Source organism: Neptunitalea chrysea (genome assembly GCF_027924145.1).
Classification (GTDB): domain Bacteria; phylum Bacteroidota; class Bacteroidia; order Flavobacteriales; family Flavobacteriaceae; genus Neptunitalea; species Neptunitalea chrysea.
Window position 1 is genome coordinate 1 of the sequence record NZ_BRVP01000036.1, and the last position, 18,718, is coordinate 18,718.

An 18,718-nucleotide genomic window follows, 5' to 3' on the forward strand; every position below is an offset into this window, starting at 1 on the left:
TAAATTATATTCCGAATTGTATGGATTTATTTTTTATAGTCTAAAGGTTCCATTGGAAAATGATTCCGTAAACTGAGAAAACATCCGTAGCCAAAAGGTATACAGTAAACTACTTCGGGGCATTTAATCTCAATCATTGAGCAAAATAAAAGTTAAAACCCTACCGTAACTAAAACGTAATAGTTACATTGTAGTTCTATTGTTCGGGGCAGGTCTCGGAACATGTAACCACAATTATCGCGTAAAACAGCCCCCACTAAAAAGTAAAGGCTATGAAACCAGAACACACCTATGAGTTAATAGAAATATTTACAGGCAATAGTATTGCTGCTCAGTTTGTAAAAGGCTATTTAGAACACGCCGGTATAGAGGTGCTTTTACAAAATGAATATATGAGTACTTTAGCCCCATGGCATTCTGGTGGAAACGGCTCGGGTGCAATAAAGGTTAGTATTTCAGAAAACGATTATGAGAAAGCGTTACCTCTTTTAGAAGTTTATTTTAAAAAAATTAAGTCCGTATATTAATCGCATTACTTATTGTAATGCACTCCTAAAATAGTCTTTAGTTTATTCTCGTACTGTTTGTGGTTGTATTCCTGTTTTAGTTTTTCCATACAGGCAGCACACAAGCAATCATCAAAACGGTTACGTATATAAGCCATTTCTTCACTGTTAAGAGTAACAGTAGCGCACTGGCAAAGGGTTATAGACCCCACTTTACACTCAAACTCCTTTTGGCAATTAGGGCAGTATTTTTGTTCATGTTTGGGCACAAGCAACTTTCATTTTTCTTACAACCAAGGTACGCAATAAAAACCAGTTACCCTACTTATGATATCTGTAATGTCCGATAATTTTAAAGTTGAAAAGGCAATCCTCTAATACTTGTCCGTTACCAATATTATGCACAATAAGATAGCGTTTATTATCTTCAGATTTTTTGTTTACTACAATACCAATGTGGGTAATAGCTCCACCTAAATTCCAGCACACTACATCTCCGGGTTTGTAATCTTCAGGTTGGGTTGTTATTGGCAATTGGATGCCCTTGCGTTTAAAAAAGGTCATAAGGTTAGGTACCCTACGATGGTCAATATTGGTATCGGTTCGTTTAGCACCCCAAATTTTTGGGTATTCAGTAAAATGAGCTTTCATATCTTCATGTACCTCCTTTTGCAGGTCGGTACCTAGTTTACGATAAGCGCGTATGACTACATCGGTACACACCCCTTTACCTGCCGGCACATCTCCATTAGGATAGTCTATAGAAAAATAAGACGGATCGTACACCACATGATCATTTGTAAGTTCTAAAGCCGCATCCGAAAGTGTTTTCTGCGCTACCGATGTAGCTACCACACTTAACGAAACAAACAAAAAAAGTAAAATCTTTTTCATAGTATTATTCAGTTATAAGGGTTTCAAAATCATATAATTGTTCTGCCAATGTACTATCCTCATTCTTTAAAAAGGTAAGAACAGGCCCGTAAGAGTTATATAAAACTAACAATCCATAATCCGGATTAAAAATTAAAGGGCCAGAAGCATCAGAGTAAGGCATTACAATATCATAAATTTTAAAAGGCTTCTTTGATAACCGTGGCAACATAATTTGCTGGTTCGAATTTATTTTAAACACCTCACCCAACCAAATAATGCTTTCTTGTTCTTTACTATATGTGAACGAAATGCCCCTATCTGCAAACTCTTTACAGCTATACTTGTACTGTACCATGCCTTCTATTGGTGCTTTGGTAAATTCATAGTGCAATTTTTTTGCATCTTTTACCACAAAAACATAGGTGACTCTTTTATATTTTTTGGGTGTTTTAGAAGGATTACACGCCGACAACATCAGTATTAACAGTAGTATTTTTTTCATAGCTAAATAACATGGTTGGTACCTTTTTATGCACATGAACCATACCAAAAAAAGGAAATCTACTTTTAACGTATACAATACTTGTGTATTACCTCCTAACCTCTACCTTTGCCGTACAAAAATAATCTGAAGAAATCATGAGGAAAGCCTTACTACTTAGTATTTTTTTAGCCCCCTTTTTGGTTATTGCACAAATGCCTGCTTACTATTCAGGTATCAATTTTAATATGAGTGAAGCATCTGTAAAAACACAGCTAGCTAATTTAATTACAGTTACCCACACTACCGATTTTCCGTATACCAGCAGTAGTACAGATACTTGGGATTTGGTAAAACTTACAGATGAAAATCCGGCCGACAATACACAGGTATTACTTTTTTACGGCTATGATGACACCGACGGAAATACGATGACCGATTATACTAGAGATAAAAGTTCTTCTTGCCACACCTCTGGTTGTATTGGACTTTGGACACGTGAGCATGTGTATGCAAAATCGATTGCTACCCCCTCTTTGGTTACTAATAGTGCGGGTTCTGGTACCGATGTACATAACCTTAGAGCTTGCGATGGTAGTATGAACAGTTCTCGTAGTAATCGTATATACACCTCGGGCACAGGTACAGCACATATTGTGAATAGCAATTATTGGTACCCTGGAGATGAATGGAAGGGTGATGTGGCACGTATTATCATGTATATGTATTTACGTTATCCTACCCAATGTTTGGCTAATAATATTGGTAATAGTAGCAACACTTACAGTACTGATATGCCTGATATCTTTTTACAATGGAATGCAGAAGATCCTGTTACTGCTTATGAAACGCAACGCAATACTGTTTTAGAAGCACAACAAGGAAACAGAAATCCGTTTATAGACAACCCATACCTAGCTACCTTTATTTGGGGAGGAACAGATGCTGAAGATACTTGGGGAACTTTAGGCACTACTACTGTAGCAATACAAAATGTACAGGTATACCCTACCAATGTGCATACACGTTTATATATTAGTAATGTAAGCAATAACCAGTACACGGCTGCTGTATATACCATGCAAGGGCAACAAACCAATCTTAACTTGGTTAACAATAGCTATATCAACGTTAATAAGTTAAAAGATGGTATTTACATCTTAGAACTTCAAAATACACAAGGCGATAGTAAAACCTTTAAGTTTGTTAAAAACTAAAGCGTATGAGTATATCCCTATTAATACATTTTTAAACGTAGCCTAAAGAAAATCTAAAAGCATTTACAAGAATCATAATTAAATTTCGAGATCCGTATTGAAACACTCAATTACGATGCTCTAGCGGAAGTCGAAATTTACGGAATATGAAAAGGCTCGAAAAACATATAACAAAAAAGCTGTCTAAATTAGACAGCTTTTTGTATTTTAAAATGCGCAGAGGTACTACTTATTAGTATCTTTTACATCTATTTCCTGATTTAATACGATAGGCATTTTCATAGCTTCTCCGGTAGACGGATCTACAGACATCAAAACATCCCCTTCAAGATGCTCAATCATCTTTGCCTCTTTTGTCCAACCTGTTTTTTTATCTATTTTAATCCTAGAAGTTAAGGTTCCATCTACAAGTAAACTAACATTGGTATTCATTAATTTAGGAGCATTCTCAATATCTTTTTTTGATATCTCAGCATTTCCTTCAATAATATAGTAATCGGATGTTTCTTCAGTTACATGATATTTTGCACCTACACTACTATTTAAAGATGGTAAATCAATTTCCACATTCCAAAATTGATTCTCACCAACCTCTTTATCAGGGAAAATAGCAGAAACAAGCTCTATATTTCCTTTAAATTGATCTTCTCCAAAACTACTAGCCATTTCTTTTTTAATCTGTTCCTTTTCAGCACTAGGCAAGTCGCCTAAAGTAGCTATCATTTTATCAAATAATTCATCTAATCCATTAATATCTTTTACTTTACCAGTTTTATCCATTTTTAAGATAAAACTTTCTTTAGTAAGTGTATGCAACATATTATACATAAGCTCACTCATGGGGTTCGAGCTATCATTTTCTTCAGAAGTGAACTTCATTGTAGCTTGAGGCAACGATGTTTCAACAGCAATTTTATCATAAGTTACTTCAAAAGTGAACACATCATTGGTTAAATCGGTTACTTTATAAGATACATCGGAAATAACCTTCATAGTGATGTTCATTTTTTGCCCCATAAACTCTTGTTTCATGGTAACAGCCGAAGTCATATACTGCCAATAGGTCTCACCTTTTTTTAACCTAAGCGAAAGTCCTTCTTTATCACTTTCGCATGAAGTTAACAATAAGGCCATTGCTACAACCGCTAGAAATACGTTTTTCATTTATTTTTAAGTTAATTAGTTAAATTCTTACTTATTATGCTAATGTACTAAATAGTTTAGCATTACAATTCATTCTTTATAGAAACCAAGTAACGGAAAATCAAAAGGAGTCCACAAACTTGTTTTAAACTACTGTTTTTCAATACATTATCAACCCATGTATTACACGTGTTAAACAAATTATAAGAGCCCTTTGGTTTATAAAAATAATCTGCACTCCCATAGCCATTTTGAACAAAAACCACATTACCTTTAGCAAAGGTAAAACGCTCTTTAACCTCACAAATCACTTTAAACAGTTGATTAGAAGAGACCCCTGCTACGTTCCAATCTTTACTTTTACAACTAAGTTTAGTTACATGCATTAGGGTAGCGCTTTTTAAAAAAAGGGCATTAAACAGTACCAAAGGTTAAATGCACTCCATTGCTATGAATATAAACTGTAGCTACATTATTATTTATTGTCTGGTGACTATTTACAGGAATATATGATAAAATTAGGGCTGCGATACCATACACTACTGGAATACAATTAGCACCAAGATCACCCTTACTAATTTTATAATATATTTCATTAATTATTAATTTAATCTCAATAATCAATCGCTAATGTTAAAAATTTAATTAGGTTTTATATAATTTTTAAATATCTTTGCTAGTAACGGTTTATAGATTTATTAAAAAGATACTTATGTATTTTGTAAGAGCCACACTATGTGGCTCTTATTATTTTCTAAAATCACAGATCAAAACATTTAAATCTTCAATTTTCAAACGATTATATTATTAAAAATAAAACAGTTTGAGGCTATTTGGTTAAAAGACAACATTTCATTAACAATTCTATTACATTTTTTTACATTTGCAGTTATTATTATCCAACATTTAATTACATGAAAAAAAAGTACTTAAATTTTAAACTTGTGGTGCTATTTATTTTGACTGGTTTAGTAGCCAGTGCACAAAGTAATCAGTACCTACATTTCGATGGTTCAGATGATTATATATCATTTGATGACGCATCTTCTTACCTTTATGGTTCAAACACAATCACTATGGCAGGTTGGTTCTATACCGATGCCCTTGGTTACGGTCAAGGTATGATGAGTATTCGTGGCGGAGGTACAGGAGACGGTCAAATGTACCTTATTCAGTTGAGCAATGGTTATTTAGAATGCCGTGTAGTTACCTCTACAGGACTTCACCAAGTAGCTGCTCCAGACGGTACTATTGTTGCAGGTCAATGGCAACATATTGCATGGGTGTTTGACGTAAATACTGTTAAACTATATGTAAACGGAAACTTAGTTGGCAGTAGTTCTGCCTCAGGAACTTTTAATTCTAACAACAAACCTTTCTCTGTTGGTAAAAGTATTTTAAGTGGATACAACTTTATCTATGGAGGTAGAGCTGATGAAGTTTCTCTTTGGAACAAAGCGTTAACACAATCAGAAGTTCAAAACATGATGAATAATGAACTATCAGGATCTGAATCTGATTTAGTAGTTTATTATAAATTTAATCAAGGGACTCCTGCCGGAGACAATACTGCAATAACACAAGTAAACTCATTTGATGGTGTTACTTCAAAAAATGCAGATTTAAACAACTTTGCTTTAACAGGTGACACTTCTAATTTTGCTGGTACTTTAAGTGCTAGTTTCCAAAGTATCTCTTTATCTGCAATTCCTAACAAACTTATTACCGATGCGCCTTTTATGGTTGAAGGATCTGCTAGTTCAGGATTACCGATAACTTATACCATAGAGAGTGGCCCAGCAACTATTAGTGGTAACACCATTACTTTAAATGGTACTGCAGGTACGGTAACTTTAAAAGCTAGTCAAGCTGGAAATTCAAGTTTTGATTCTGCTGAAGATATTTATACCACTTTTGAAGTACTAGATCCGACTCAAATATTACCTTCTACCGAAGTACTTCATCCATTGGCAGGAACAGTTTATTCTCCTTCTTTACAACCTTTACAAATAGCGGTTAGATCAGAAATAGAATATTCCGATTTATTTTCTGTTAGTTCTATGAATGTAACTATTGATGGTAACGATGTGCCGCTTACGGATCATGGAAACGGCTTTTACACCGCTTGGTGGACACCAACAGGCTACGGACCACATTCATTAGCTGTAGAAGGTTCAAATAATTATGGAAGTAGTTCAAATACCTCTTTTAATTTTGTGCTTTTATCAAACGCATCAAATCAAAATGTATACGCTACTAATAACTTATTAGTAAATTCAGGTATCCCATCTGCAACAGAAACTACCAACTTACCTAGTCATATTGGTGCATATACTCAAATTACAGGTACTTTACACATCGACTGTCCATCTGAGGGGTGCGACCCATGGGATCGTATATCTTCTTTAGAAGTACAAGGCAAAGACGGAGAATGGTATGAAATTATTCGTTACATTACTCCTTATGGTATTGCTTGTGAAAGTACTATAGACTTAACCGATTTTAAATCATTATTAAGTGGTAAAACTACTTTTAGAGTAAATCTATCTACTTATAGTAGTGGTTTTGAATATTCATTAGAATTAGACTATACTGCTGGTACAGATTTTTCACCATATTCACATATAGAAAAATTATGGTATCAAACATATCAGTTTGGTGATCCTGCAGACTTACAACCAACAGAAGATTTTACTAAAGAATTCCCTTCAAATACAACTTCGGCAACACTTAAGTTAGTTTCTTCAGGACACGGTTGGAGTAGTAACGACCCTTACTATGATGCAAATACAGACAATGCTGCAGAGTTCTCAGAAAACACACATCATGTTTGGGTTAATGGTTCACAAACATTTACGCAACACAATTGGAATACTTGTTACCCTAACCCTGATGGTTGTAATAACCAAGCAGGTACTTATACCTATAATAGAGCAGGATGGTGCCCAGGTTCTATTGCTCAGTTTTTTGACTATGATATGACACCGTATATTAGTACCCCAGTATCTTTAGACTACGTGTTTGATACTGACTACTATGATTACTGTCACCCAAATAACCCTAACTGTATTAGTGGTATTACTTGTAATGACTGTAGTAACACGTTTAACCCACACTTAATAGTATCTTCTTACTTAATTTCTTTTGGAGGAGCTCCATTACAACCATTAGGTACCAAAGCGGTATTAACGCCTAATAATGTAAGTGTTTATCCTAACCCTTCTTCAGGAACCTTCTATGTAGAGCCTTCTCAAACAGAGTTAAGTGAGATTGCTATCTACGATATTCAAGGTAGATTGGTTAGCACCGTTCCTGCTTCTAGCGGAATTGAGCCTACTAAAATTAGTTTAGGTACTCAGGCAAGAGGTGTTTACTTAGCTACTATTAAAGATGTTAATGGTAACACCGTTACTAAACGTATTATTGTTGAGTAATTAAGTAGCAATAAAGATTACATACGAAAGGGCGTCTTAAAAATTTTTAAGACGCCCTTTTTGCTATCTATTTCAAAACAAGTCTTGGCGTATGTAATCTTTATTATTCATTTAAAAACTATAAGCCAATCCAGCTTTTATGAAAAACGGTGTACCTGGTGTAAAATGTATTTCTTCTACATTCTCTGCCACCACCATTCTAGTGTCATTTGAATGGAATCCTTTTACTCCCTTTATATACCATTGCATATACTCAATAAAAAATAGAAAAATAGGGGTGTGTTTGCACCCCTTTCTTTCGGAAAAATCTAATCATTCTTTTTCCGTACCCTAAACAAGAGTACTATTATTGTCCCCAAACTAACAATAGCACAGCCGTATATAAGCAAATACATATAATTACAAGTTTCTTTTGGTTCTTTAACCTTAAAAAACACTGTAACGCTTTTGCTTTCTTTATATGTCGTAAGTTTTACCTGTTCCCTTTTATATGTAAAGCCCATTCTATTTACAGCACTTTTATAAATATCGGTAAAAGCATTATTTAAAACTTTTAATCGTTGTGTAGCATCAAAATGTCCTTTCATTTCAAACAGCATCCAAGCATCATGACTAACTAAATCAGAATTGATATACACTAACTCCAATTTCTCTTTACCACATAATAACTTAATATGCTTATTAAAATACATTTCATAATCTTTAGTATGCTCGGTAAAATCGAAGATGGTTTTATCCTTATACACTTCAAAGTTTCCCTTTAATACTTCTATAATACCAATGGTAGTTAAATGCACTTTTAAAGTACATTTCGTATCCGTAAACTTAAACTCATACAGAAATTCATCAACAGCATGTCCGTACCCCAAAAAAGAGATCATTAAGAACAGAAAAAAAAGCTTCAACTTCTTCATAAGAGAAAAAAACCTTGCGCACTATGTGTACAAGGTTTTGTGTGGGTTTGTTACTATGTTGAGATTAATTACCTCCTAATTGAAAACTACTATTGGGTGTGCCCGAGAAACACAAAGGTCCCGAAGGAAAATCATTAGTGATTACATAATAATACTCTCCATTAAGCGCATCAGGTGTTGGCCCTGTTCTACCATTACATGCATCTAAATTTCCAGAGTCTGCTACATATTCATAATCCTGAAAATATTCACCATCATAACAACCATTGGGTGCAGTTATCCCATCACCACCACGACTACCAGATTTTAATTCATACGAAGCTTGTGCTTCTACTATGTTTCCGTTATCATCTTCGTAGTATAAATAATACACAGGGACCCCATCTGCTGCATAGCCAATTTTAACCATTTCAGTACCATCTACCCCTAAGGCATCTCCATAGGCATTCGGAATTCCGTGATAGTGATACTTACCCGTTGGTTGTACGTGCGCATTATTACAATCTAACCCTAAATCATCTACGTTTTGTAAGGTGTTTCTATTCCATTGCATGTTTACCATACCTGAAGAACCGGTAAAAAATTCTGCCGTATAGATATCTACAGTCACTCCCGAAAATAGGATACCCTGTATCCATCCCTGAGCGATCGTAACGTTACTAGCCAGTGAAGGGCTCGTAGTCATCTGAAATGTATTATTTTGTTCTGATATCGTATTCGGATTACCACTGTTAGGAAACGTACCCACTAAATGATTGGGTATGCTATTAAAACTAATGGTTCTAGTACCACCACTTACAGACTCACTATAGTTACTGGTAGTACCCAGATTATTTGCTATATCTACATTACATCCTTCAGTAGTAAGTGCAATGGTAAACACACTTGCTAAATCTGTACAATCTTCACTGCTCATTTCTTCTCCATTGGTCTCATCATCTTTACAAGAAGTCAATCCTAAAAACAGGGCTAAAAAAAGATAGGGTAACGCATTTATAAGCATCTTCATACTATAAGAATTTTAGTTTTGTACCCTTTTAGACACCTGTCTATCTTAAATCCTTCGGTGGAAATGGTCTTTTTTTTGCATGCCCCTGATTTTTCATCACATCTGTGATAAATTCCTTTAAATACGGCACTTGTTCGGGAGTCAACATTTCCTTTACTTCTTCAAAATGTTGATAGGTAAGACTAAGTTTTTCTTTATGAATTTGTTCTATTTCCATTAAAAGCGCTGTCTTGGGGGTACTTTTATCAGAAGTAGCTAATACATGCCCAAAATACTGAGCCAATAAATCGCGTTCAGCAGTATTAAGCCTTCTCATTTGTTTATGATGTACAGTTACCAGTTCATGAAATTGTCTTCCTTGTTTTGCCGATAAATGCAATATCTCTAACGCACCACGTTCATCAGGCACTGGTACCTGAACACCTCGTGAAGTGATCATAAAAAATGTGATTACTCCAATGTTAAGTACCAAAAGTAAGATGGTAGTGTATTTAAAAAAGTGTAGTTGTTTCATTTTATAATAGATTAAAATCTGAAATCAGAAGACTGCTATACGTTGCTTTCTCCTCTACATTATTTTCTTTAGTTGAAACCGATTTTTTTACCACTGCAATATTTAGCATTATAAGTAACACTACTGCTGCTGCTGCCATTACTAAACGACTTACCGGTATGGTATTAGCTTCATAGTTTTGAATTCTTTTTTCTATACTTGAAAAAAGGTCTCTTTCAGGACGTGCCTTTTGGCCTCCCTCTAAGCTCATAAGTACCTTATCTATCCATTTTTCTTTTTCCTCTTTCACTATAGTTTTTTTATAATTAGACAATTATTTCTTAAAATTCCTTCGCTCGGGGTATTGCTTTTCTAATACCTCCCTTAAATTACTCTTAGCACGCTGTAATAACGACTCTACAGCCTTTAAACTAGTTTCCATAATAGTTGCTACTTCTTTACGCGGAAGTTCCTCTACAAAACTTAAAATAAAGGCGGTTTTTTGTGTGTCGGGTAACAACTCCATGGCTTTAAACAAATGTTGCGAATCCTCCTTATTCTCTAACAGCACCCCAGGATGCACAAAATCGGATACCGAAGTATCTTTCTTTGCTACACGTAAAAATGAAAACCGATCTCTCTTCTTGATATAATTCAGCGAGGTGTTTACCGTAATACGATATATCCAGGTACTAACAGAGGAATTTCCTTTAAAGGCCGCTGCAACGTTATACACTTTTACAAAAACATCTTGGGTAATTTCTTCGGCGTCTGCAACACTCTGCGCGTAACTAATAGCTGTATTATAGACTTTATCTTTATATAAATTGTACAACTCTTCAAAGGCTTTGGAATCTCCAATGGCAATTAATTGTAGTATTTGAAAGTGATTTTCCAAAGGTTATACACTAAGCGTTTCTATCTGTGTACCAAACATATCAAAAACCGATATAAAATAAAAGCCGTAGTTCTTTAAAACTGCGGCTTTTATTTCATCTCTTATTATTAGGGTATATACTATATACCATCTGGTAATTCTTCCTGTTGCTCTTCAGGAACCGTATCATCAGGGTTTCCATCCTGTAAAAGATCATCCGGTTGCACCCTACCGCCACAGGTAAGATCTATATTCATCTCTTCTGGCTTTTCAAAATCCTCTTTAGAAATTCCTAACTCCTCATTGGTGTAACACTTTTTCATGTAAAGCCCCCATATAGGTAATGCCATGGCGGCACCTTGTCCGTAAGTAATGGTTCTAAAGTGAATAGAACGGTCTTCACCACCCACCCAAACTCCGGTAACCAGATTAGGTACTATGCCCATAAACCAACCATCACTTTGGTTTTGAGTAGTTCCAGTTTTACCTGCAATCGGATTTGTTAATGCATACGGATAACCAGTCATTACTCGTTTATAATCAATGCGGTTTGCTTGTGAAGAATGACGTAAACGGCCTCCTGAACCATGTTTAACCACCCCTTTCATCATCTCTAACATTGTGTAAGCAACATCAGGACTTAATACATCGGCCGACTCCGGTTTATATTCATATAATACGGTTCCGTTTTTATCTTCAATACGGGTTACCACCACTGGTTTTATATACACACCCATATTAGCAAATGTACCATACGCTCCTACCATTTCGTATAACGAAATATCAGGCGTACCCAAGGCAATAGAAGGATACTCAGGAATTTCAGACTCAATCCCCATTTTATGAGCTAAATTTACCACAGGCGCAGGCCCAATCTGATCCATAAGTGTAGCCGTAACCGAGTTTACAGAGTTTGCTAAGGCTGCACTTAAGCTCATCATCTCCCCTGTAAATTCTCCATTAGAATTATCAGGACACCATGGTTTTAAATTTCCATATTTATTAGCCGGTATACAGTGTTGTACATCGGGTACTTCGTAACAAGGTGCATAATGCAACTGGTCTACTGCCGATGTATACACAAACGGTTTAAATGTAGAACCTACCTGACGCTTTCCTTGTTTAACCATATCAAACTTAAAATGCTTGTAGTTAATACCACCCACCCATGCTTTTATATGTCCGGTTTGTGGTTCCATAGACATCATACCTGTACGCAAAAACTTTTTATAATAACGTATACTGTCATACGGGGTCATTATGGTGTCTATCTCTCCTTCCCAAGAGAATACACGCATTGGTATTTTTTCTTGAAACGACTTCTTTATCTCCTCTTTAGACTTTCCTAAATCGTACATCATATGGCGCCATCTTTCCGACTGCACCATTGATACATTTAAGGTATGCGTTACTTGCTTCTGAGATAACCTTATAAACGGAGAAGTTTTATTTGTTTTAGGATTATTTTGTCGGTCAAACTCTGTCTGCAAATCTACCATATGGGCTTTAACAGCCTCTTCTGCATAGGTTTGCATGCGAGAATCTATGGTCGTATATATTTTTAGCCCGTCTAAATACAAGTTATATTTCTCACCATCTTCTTTAGGATTCTCTTTAATCCAATCTTTCATATATTGCTGCAGATACCCTCTAAAATAGGTAGCAATACCCGAATTATGAGACTCCGGACTATAATTAAGAGTTATTGGCAAGGCTTGTAACGAATCTTTCACCTCTTTGGTAATATACTCGTTTTTAAACATCTGTAACAATACAATGTTACGTCTGTTGGTAACCCCTTTAACATTTCTTCTAGGGTTATACAATGATGAATTCTGGAACATACCCACCAACATAGCCGACTCTTCTATGTTCAAATCTTTTGGCTCTTTCCCAAAATAAATTCTAGAAGCTGACCTAATACCCACCGCCAAATTACCGAAATCGTAAGTATTAAAATACATGGTAATAATTTCCTCTTTGGTATAATTACGTTCTAACCTAACCGCAATAACCCACTCTTTTATTTTTTGAGTAATGGCCTTAAACTTGCTATCTTCTCTTACACCAACAAACAACTGGCGTGCCAACTGCTGTGTAATGGTTGATGCCCCCCCTTTACTACCTAAAAAGGCAAAGGCTCTTAAGGTACCTCTGGCATCTATTCCTGAGTGATCATAAAAACGTTCATCTTCGGTAGCTATCAAAGCTTTCACCAGATTCTCCGGTAAATCATCATATTTTACACGGGTACGATTTTCTCTTAAGTAAAATTTACCCAGTGTTTCCCCATCAGCTGAGATAATTTCTGAAGCTAGATTGGTATCCGGATTTTCAAGCTCCCTTAAATCAGGCATTTCTCCAAATGCCCCCCAAGAAGCTAATAGAAAAATAAATACCACAGATAAGATTCCGAATAAAAATAAACCCCAAAACCAAAAGATAAACTTTCTAAACCCTTTCTTACTGGTGTCTTTTTTTGCAGTCTTCTTTTTAGTAGCCATTCTTGTATGTTATTCTTTTTTTATTTTTTCTATAGAAACCCCCACATCGGTTACACCATCAAGGTCTAAAACCCCATTAATACTACCATTAACCCTCATGGCATGTAATATATCCACGGTGTAATCTCCGCCTTGGGTAAAGCTAAACTTCTCTTTATAGCCTTTATACCATAACTTGTTTTCTTTAACCGAAGAAAACCCTTTTCCTAACCATTCACCATCGGGTTTTGCCATTTCATATTGCAAGGTATCCGAATCTACTTTTCCGTTCGGGTAATTTAACTCAACAATTAAATACAAGTTACTGTATGCATATTCTTCATTATTTCTAAGATTTACATACATATTGTATGCATTCACCGTATCGGGAGCAGTAAATGCAAACGAAACCGTATCGTTCTTGCTCCAATTACCGTCTACAGATTTAAATTCTGTATACACTGTATTTTTATCACACGACACAAATAGTGCCAAACAACTTAAAACCACAAGTAATCTACCTGCTATTCTATGCATCTTTATTAGTATTGTTGTTGTTATTGTTGTTTCTATTTCCTGGCTTTCTTGGCTTTCTTTTTGGGTTTGGCTTTCTCTTTGCTCCCTGATTATTTGCATTGTTAGCAGTATCAGCGTTTTTAGGCGCATTCGGTTTATTCGCAGAATTGTTATTAGCCCTTGGCTTTATAGCATTTCCTCCTTTACTACTATTTCCTGCTTTGCTACTATTTCCTCCTTTGTTACCAGACGGTCCGTTATTATTAGATTTTAAACGATTACCTCCCGGTTTTTTATTATTAGATCTTGTTTTAGATTGCTCCCCCGCATCTGCTTTTATGGCATTCGCAACCGGCTTTCTACCTCTTGGTTTTTTCCTTCTGCGCTTCTTAGGCTGATCGAATCTAGTTAAACTATCCTGACCCACAACGTTTTCAAAACTTGTTTTAGTATCTGCTTCAATCATTAATTCAGATTCATACTCCTCTAAACTAGCTACTTTTTCTCGTTGTTCATTAAGCCCAATAATCTCATTAACCTGTTCTAAAGTAAGTTTATGCCAATTCATAGGCTGCTCTTCATAAGCATACCACAACAATCCTTTAAAAATATCTATCTTCTGGCAAGAAGCTTTTCCTTTTTCGGTGTATAACTTTACCTCTGTTTTAGGAAATGTATTCAGCGCATCTAAGTAACTATCTAACTCATAGTTTAAACAACACTTAAGCTTACCACACTGACCCGCTAATTTTTGAGGATTCAGCGATAATTGCTGGTAACGTGCCGCAGACGTATTCACAGACCTAAAATCGGTTAACCAGGTAGAACAGCACAACTCTCTACCACAAGAACCAATACCTCCTAAACGAGAAGCCTCCTGACGGAAACCAATCTGACGCATTTCTATACGAATACCAAAAGCACGCGCCATATCTTTAATTAACTGTCTAAAGTCTACACGATCTTCAGCAGTGTAAAAGAAGGTAGCTTTAGAACCATCACCCTGAAACTCTACATCTGAAATTTTCATTTGTAGGTTTAAAGCAATTGCTAACTCTCTTGAACGTTTCTGAACACCAGCCTCTCTTTCTCTGGCAGCAAGCCAAATGTCAATATCTTTTTGAGAAGCCTTACGGTAGATTTTTGGTAGTTCTTCATCGTCCCAAGAAACATTTTTACGTTTCATCTGTACCTTTACCAGCTCTCCGGTTAAGGTTACAATACCCACATCGTGACCTGGTGAAGACTCTGTAGCCACCACTTCGCCAATGCTTAACGTTAAATTCCCTGTATTTCTAAAAAACTCTTTTCTACTATTTTTAAAACGTACCTCAACACAATCAAAAGTGCCTTGGCCGTTTGGAAGCGACATATTTGAAAGCCAGTCAAAAACTGTCAATTTATTGCATCCGTCTGTACCGCATGCGCCATTATTTTTACAACCTTTTGGCTGTCCTTCCTTCCCGTTTGAACAACTGGTACAACCCATCTTTCAATTTCTATATTTTATTCGGTAAGCTCTATAAAAGCAACTTCCGATACCGTTCATAATTTAATTTGCAATATGTAAAGATACTATTATTTAATTGAATTCAATTTCATAATTCAATCTGTTGGTCATCGCCTTTAAACGATTCTTAGACCTAAAAACATTGAATAACAAATCTATACTCCAATGAATTCTTTTACAATAACTTTCAAAACCGTCTCCATCAAAGTAATTAAAAAGATCCTTTAATTCTTCAAAATTATCCTGACTAAAGGTATCATTTACCCTAACCTTAAAAATTGTGCTTGCTTCTTAACATATTCTTTATCTATAAAATAACACATGTTACAGCGTAAATACAAGCCATTACAAGGGATAAACCCACCACTACATATCATTTAAATCCCTAAAACACGTACAGTCTCAAAAATTTAATTCGTTGACTTTTACTTTTTATTTAACTGTAACAACTTAGTCTTTTTTGGAAAGGTACGGCAAATAATCTGCCCTTCCCTTTTTAAAAATCTTATTGCTATTATTTCTACCTTTTCTTAACTTTTTCTGCTCTTCATATGGTAAAGCAACAATCTCTTTACACTCCTCTGAGCAACAACGATGCATTTTTTCAGCACACTCTTCGCACTGAATAAACAGTAAATGACATCCTTCATTGGCACAATTAACATGCGTATCTGCAGGTTTACCGCATTGATGACAATGGGCTATTACATCTTCAGAAATACGCTCTGCTCTACGCTCATCAAACACAAAGTTTTTACCAATAAATTTGTTTTCAACCCCCTCTTTTTCAACCTGTCTAAAGTAGTTAATAATACCACCTTCTAACTGGTATACCTGTTTAAAGCCCTTATGCTTATAATAAGCACTTGCCTTTTCACAACGAATACCACCAGTACAATACATCACCAGTTTTTTATCCTCTTTGTGCTCCTTAAGATCATCCTCTATAATATCTAAAGAGTCTCTAAAAGTATCTACATCGGGCGTTACAGCTCCTTTAAAATGTCCAATTTCACTCTCATAATGGTTACGCATATCTACCAATACCGTATCAGGATCTTCTAGAATCTCATTAAAGTTAACCGCATTTAAGTGCACCCCTTTATTGGTAACATCAAACGTATCATCATTTAAACCATCGGCTACAATCTTATGACGTACTTTCACCTTTAACTTTAAGAACGAGAAATTATCTTGTTCAATGGCAATGTTCAGGCGTACATCTTTAAGAAACGAAATGGTATCTAAATGCTCTTTAAATTTCTGGAAATTCTCTGCTGGTACCGATAACTGCGCGTTAATACCCTCGGTGGCAATATAAATTCTACCCAACACATCTATACCGTTCCAAAAAAGGAACAACATATCTCTAAGCTCCTGTGGGTTTTCTATTTTCGCATATTGATAGAAAGAGATGGTGAGACGCTCCTTTCCAGCCGCCTCAATCAGTTCTGCTCTTTCTTTAGCGCTTAACGTATTGTACAGTTGCATGCTATACTAATTTTTAAGGTTAAAGAATATTTGTAATAAGTTAGTGCAAAGCTACACTTTTTTTGTAGTAATAATTTTTACCGGACATGCTTTTTGTGCATTCACACATTCGTCATAAATACTATCATCGGGGGTTTTCAAGGTATGAAACCCCTTTTTTTCTGTGGAATGTAACAATACACTTTTCCCGTCCTTTTTAGACATTTGAAACTCTGCCGGAGCCAATTCTACACAGTAATTACACCCGATACATTTATTGCGCTGAAGCGTAACAACAACCATTACTGTGGTACTATTTTATAAAGTTTATCTGAAAGTCTGATTCTAAAATCTAATGGAATGGTACACGAATCTCCTTTTTTAGCCACTTCTAATTTCTCATCGTTCACCATCATTTGGGTAAGCTCTACCTCTTTAACTCCCGTAGTTGGCCCTGTAATTAAAAGGGTATCGCCAATTTTAATATCGTAGGCTTCTATTTTAAATTCAGCTATACTGCTTTTAGGAAAATAGTGCATCCCTTTACCAATGTATAATTTTTTCTGAGTTGCCTGAGACCCTGGTCCATCACTCCATTCTCCAAGTTTCTGACCTAAGTAATACCCATTCCAAAACCCACGGTTATATACTTTTTCTAGTTCTTGCATCCATTCGGCCACTTTTTCATCAGAATAGGTACCTTCCTCATAAGCATCTATTGCCTTACGGTAGGTTTTAATAACCGTTGCTACATATTCAGGAGCCCTCCCTCTGCCTTCAATCTTTAATACTTTTGCCCCTGCATCAATCACCTGATCTAAGATATCTAGCGTACATAAATCTTTTGGAGACATCATGTATTCGTTATCAATCTCTATCTCAAAACCACTTTCCTGATCGATTACGGTATATTTTTTACGACAGTTTTGTTTGCAAGCACCCCGGTTAGCCGAAGAGTTATGCGAATGCAAGCTTAGGTAACATTTACCCGATACCGCCATACATAAAGCACCATGACCAAAAATTTCTACCTCAACCAAATTACCTGATGGTCCTTTGATTTGTTCCTTTTCTATTTGCTCACAAATTTTCTTCACCTGACGCAAACTCAACTCTCTGCTCATTACCATAGTATCGGCAAACATAGCATAGAACTTTACCGTTTCTATATTGGTAATGTTAATCTGTGTAGAAATATGAATTTCCATACCAATCTGGCGTGCATACGCAATAACCGCCTGATCCATTACAATAACCGCTGTAATAGCCGCTGCTTTTGCCGCATCTAAAACAGTTTTTATAATTGATAAATCGTGATCGTAAACAATTGTATTTAGTGTAAGATACGTACGTACTCCTTTCTCTTTACATCTTTGCGAAATCTCTTCCAAATCGGCAATGGTAAAGTTAATACTTGCACGGGCACGCATGTTTAACTGTTCCACTCCAAAGTAAATAGAATCTGCTCCATTATCCAATGCCGCCTGTAAGCTTTCGAAGTTACCGGCTGGCGCCATCAATTCAATTTTTCCTGTAGGTGTCATACTTTTTGCGTTTCAGGGCGCAAAGATACAAATTTGACGCATATAGTTATATACCCTTAGCAATCAATACTTTTAAGCGATAATCGAGATTTAACACTAAAATATTTTACCCCCAATAAACAACCAACTTTTACAGTAGATTATATTGGTTGTTATTATATTCAAAAATACAGGAATCAAAAATTTAGTCAGTATTATAAGGCACCTCTTAAAATTTATAGATAAGTTTTAGTAACCCTATTCTC

The 18,718-nt window shown here is 35.7% G+C and carries 20 protein-coding genes; 3 read left to right on the plus strand and 17 right to left on the minus strand.

The genetic code is table 11. The features are described 5' to 3' along the window. Window positions 1-272: 272 nt before the first annotated feature. Window positions 273-527, plus strand: a complete 255-nt coding sequence (locus NBRC110019_RS16100; protein WP_281756500.1) for a putative signal transducing protein — start codon at window positions 273-275, stop codon at window positions 525-527. 5 nt (window positions 528-532) lie between these two features. On the opposite strand, the gene NBRC110019_RS16105 is transcribed toward NBRC110019_RS16100, so the two are convergent. Genes NBRC110019_RS16105 through NBRC110019_RS16115 form a run of 3 tightly spaced genes read right to left on the minus strand, consistent with a single transcriptional unit; the run spans window position 533 to window position 1,884 of the window. After that, entirely contained in the window at window positions 533-775 is a 243-nt protein-coding gene (locus tag NBRC110019_RS16105) for a cysteine-rich CWC family protein (RefSeq protein ID WP_281756501.1), read from the minus strand. A gap of 52 nt (window positions 776-827) precedes the next feature. Continuing rightward, on the minus strand, window positions 828-1,400 hold the full coding sequence (locus tag NBRC110019_RS16110) for a DUF1287 domain-containing protein (protein WP_281756502.1): 573 nt from the start codon (window positions 1,398-1,400) through the stop codon (window positions 828-830). Between the two features lie 4 nt (window positions 1,401-1,404). Beyond that, window positions 1,405-1,884: a hypothetical protein gene (locus NBRC110019_RS16115; protein ID WP_281756503.1), complete on the minus strand. Its 480-nt coding sequence runs from the start codon at window positions 1,882-1,884 to the stop codon at window positions 1,405-1,407. Between the two features lie 137 nt (window positions 1,885-2,021). Here NBRC110019_RS16115 and NBRC110019_RS16120 point away from each other — a divergent pair, with 137 nt between their 5' ends. Next, a complete protein-coding gene (locus NBRC110019_RS16120; protein WP_281756504.1) occupies window positions 2,022-3,080 on the plus strand; it encodes an endonuclease in 1,059 nt (352 codons plus the stop codon). Window positions 3,081-3,305: 225 nt separating this feature from the next. Here the strand turns inward: NBRC110019_RS16120 and NBRC110019_RS16125 are convergent, their stop codons facing one another. Both NBRC110019_RS16125 and NBRC110019_RS16130 read right to left on the minus strand, forming a co-directional pair. Next, window positions 3,306-4,244 carry a DUF6263 family protein gene (locus tag NBRC110019_RS16125; protein ID WP_281756505.1) on the minus strand — a complete coding sequence of 313 codons (939 nt, stop codon included), beginning with the start codon at window positions 4,242-4,244 and terminating at the stop codon, window positions 3,306-3,308. A gap of 62 nt (window positions 4,245-4,306) precedes the next feature. After that, the gene (locus tag NBRC110019_RS16130; protein WP_373877010.1) at window positions 4,307-4,609 is read right to left on the minus strand and encodes a DUF2459 domain-containing protein; all 303 of its coding nucleotides are present in this window, start codon (window positions 4,607-4,609) and stop codon (window positions 4,307-4,309) included. Between the two features lie 528 nt (window positions 4,610-5,137). Here NBRC110019_RS16130 and NBRC110019_RS16135 point away from each other — a divergent pair. Further along, entirely contained in the window at window positions 5,138-7,657 is a 2,520-nt protein-coding gene (locus NBRC110019_RS16135) for a T9SS type A sorting domain-containing protein (protein ID WP_281756507.1), read from the plus strand. A 111-nt stretch (window positions 7,658-7,768) separates the two neighbouring features. Here NBRC110019_RS16135 and NBRC110019_RS16140 read toward each other — a convergent pair whose 3' ends face one another. The 12 genes from NBRC110019_RS16140 to NBRC110019_RS16195 form a co-directional block, all read right to left on the minus strand. Beyond that, window positions 7,769-7,906 carry a hypothetical protein gene (locus NBRC110019_RS16140; RefSeq protein ID WP_281756508.1) on the minus strand — a complete coding sequence of 46 codons (138 nt, stop codon included), beginning with the start codon at window positions 7,904-7,906 and terminating at the stop codon, window positions 7,769-7,771. A gap of 59 nt (window positions 7,907-7,965) precedes the next feature. Continuing rightward, window positions 7,966-8,571 (minus strand): DUF6702 family protein, encoded by a 606-nt coding sequence (locus NBRC110019_RS16145; RefSeq protein ID WP_281756509.1) that lies wholly within the window; start codon window positions 8,569-8,571, stop codon window positions 7,966-7,968. Window positions 8,572-8,635: 64 nt separating this feature from the next. Then, window positions 8,636-9,580, minus strand: coding sequence for a YHYH protein (locus tag NBRC110019_RS16150; RefSeq protein ID WP_281756510.1), 945 nt, complete (start codon window positions 9,578-9,580; stop codon window positions 8,636-8,638). 40 nt (window positions 9,581-9,620) lie between these two features. Next, complete coding sequence (locus tag NBRC110019_RS16155; protein WP_281756511.1) at window positions 9,621-10,094, minus strand: hypothetical protein; 474 nt, start codon at window positions 10,092-10,094, stop codon at window positions 9,621-9,623. 1 nt (window position 10,095) lies between these two features. Continuing rightward, entirely contained in the window at window positions 10,096-10,383 is a 288-nt protein-coding gene (locus tag NBRC110019_RS16160) for a hypothetical protein (RefSeq protein WP_281756512.1), read from the minus strand. Window positions 10,384-10,407: 24 nt separating this feature from the next. After that, window positions 10,408-10,971 carry an RNA polymerase sigma factor gene (locus NBRC110019_RS16165; protein ID WP_281756513.1) on the minus strand — a complete coding sequence of 188 codons (564 nt, stop codon included), beginning with the start codon at window positions 10,969-10,971 and terminating at the stop codon, window positions 10,408-10,410. A 119-nt stretch (window positions 10,972-11,090) separates the two neighbouring features. Next, window positions 11,091-13,454 carry a penicillin-binding protein 1A gene (locus tag NBRC110019_RS16170; protein WP_281756514.1) on the minus strand — a complete coding sequence of 788 codons (2,364 nt, stop codon included), beginning with the start codon at window positions 13,452-13,454 and terminating at the stop codon, window positions 11,091-11,093. A gap of 9 nt (window positions 13,455-13,463) precedes the next feature. Further along, a complete protein-coding gene (locus NBRC110019_RS16175; RefSeq protein ID WP_281756515.1) occupies window positions 13,464-13,970 on the minus strand; it encodes a gliding motility lipoprotein GldH in 507 nt (168 codons plus the stop codon). Further along, the gene (locus NBRC110019_RS16180) at window positions 13,963-15,438 is read right to left on the minus strand and encodes a PSP1 domain-containing protein (protein ID WP_281756516.1); all 1,476 of its coding nucleotides are present in this window, start codon (window positions 15,436-15,438) and stop codon (window positions 13,963-13,965) included. Before NBRC110019_RS16180 ends, NBRC110019_RS16175 begins: the two co-directional genes overlap by 8 nt. Window positions 15,439-15,909: 471 nt before the next feature. Next, window positions 15,910-16,950, minus strand: a complete 1,041-nt coding sequence (gene trhO, locus NBRC110019_RS16185) for an oxygen-dependent tRNA uridine(34) hydroxylase TrhO (RefSeq protein WP_281756517.1) — start codon at window positions 16,948-16,950, stop codon at window positions 15,910-15,912. Window positions 16,951-17,001: 51 nt separating this feature from the next. After that, the gene (locus NBRC110019_RS16190) at window positions 17,002-17,232 is read right to left on the minus strand and encodes a ferredoxin (protein ID WP_281756518.1); all 231 of its coding nucleotides are present in this window, start codon (window positions 17,230-17,232) and stop codon (window positions 17,002-17,004) included. Then, the gene (locus NBRC110019_RS16195; RefSeq protein WP_281756519.1) at window positions 17,232-18,473 is read right to left on the minus strand and encodes a peptidase U32 family protein; all 1,242 of its coding nucleotides are present in this window, start codon (window positions 18,471-18,473) and stop codon (window positions 17,232-17,234) included. The genes NBRC110019_RS16190 and NBRC110019_RS16195 overlap by 1 nt, the downstream gene beginning before the upstream one ends. Window positions 18,474-18,718 lie beyond the last annotated feature (245 nt).

Excerpts from the sequence above, each read along its gene's own strand:
- NBRC110019_RS16125 (WP_281756505.1), bottom strand. The coding sequence starts at position 4,244 with ATGAAAAACGTATTTCTAGCGGTTGTAGCAATGGCCTTATTGTTAACT.
- NBRC110019_RS16195 (WP_281756519.1), bottom strand. The coding sequence starts at position 18,473 with ATGACACCTACAGGAAAAATTGAATTGATGGCGCCAGCCGGTAACTTC.
- NBRC110019_RS16135 (WP_281756507.1), top strand. The coding sequence starts at position 5,138 with ATGAAAAAAAAGTACTTAAATTTTAAACTTGTGGTGCTATTTATTTTG.
- NBRC110019_RS16115 (WP_281756503.1), bottom strand. The coding sequence starts at position 1,884 with ATGAAAAAAATACTACTGTTAATACTGATGTTGTCGGCGTGTAATCCT.
- NBRC110019_RS16110 (WP_281756502.1), bottom strand. The coding sequence starts at position 1,400 with ATGAAAAAGATTTTACTTTTTTTGTTTGTTTCGTTAAGTGTGGTAGCT.
- NBRC110019_RS16170 (WP_281756514.1), bottom strand. The coding sequence starts at position 13,454 with ATGGCTACTAAAAAGAAGACTGCAAAAAAAGACACCAGTAAGAAAGGG.
- trhO (WP_281756517.1), bottom strand. The coding sequence starts at position 16,950 with ATGCAACTGTACAATACGTTAAGCGCTAAAGAAAGAGCAGAACTGATT.
- NBRC110019_RS16130 (WP_373877010.1), bottom strand. The coding sequence starts at position 4,609 with ATGCATGTAACTAAACTTAGTTGTAAAAGTAAAGATTGGAACGTAGCA.
- NBRC110019_RS16150 (WP_281756510.1), bottom strand. The coding sequence starts at position 9,580 with ATGAAGATGCTTATAAATGCGTTACCCTATCTTTTTTTAGCCCTGTTT.
- NBRC110019_RS16100 (WP_281756500.1), top strand. The coding sequence starts at position 273 with ATGAAACCAGAACACACCTATGAGTTAATAGAAATATTTACAGGCAAT.
- NBRC110019_RS16190 (WP_281756518.1), bottom strand. The coding sequence starts at position 17,232 with ATGGTTGTTGTTACGCTTCAGCGCAATAAATGTATCGGGTGTAATTAC.
- NBRC110019_RS16140 (WP_281756508.1), bottom strand. The coding sequence starts at position 7,906 with ATGCAATGGTATATAAAGGGAGTAAAAGGATTCCATTCAAATGACACT.
- NBRC110019_RS16180 (WP_281756516.1), bottom strand. The coding sequence starts at position 15,438 with ATGGGTTGTACCAGTTGTTCAAACGGGAAGGAAGGACAGCCAAAAGGT.
- NBRC110019_RS16145 (WP_281756509.1), bottom strand. The coding sequence starts at position 8,571 with ATGAAGAAGTTGAAGCTTTTTTTTCTGTTCTTAATGATCTCTTTTTTG.
- NBRC110019_RS16155 (WP_281756511.1), bottom strand. The coding sequence starts at position 10,094 with ATGAAACAACTACACTTTTTTAAATACACTACCATCTTACTTTTGGTA.
- NBRC110019_RS16175 (WP_281756515.1), bottom strand. The coding sequence starts at position 13,970 with ATGCATAGAATAGCAGGTAGATTACTTGTGGTTTTAAGTTGTTTGGCA.
- NBRC110019_RS16120 (WP_281756504.1), top strand. The coding sequence starts at position 2,022 with ATGAGGAAAGCCTTACTACTTAGTATTTTTTTAGCCCCCTTTTTGGTT.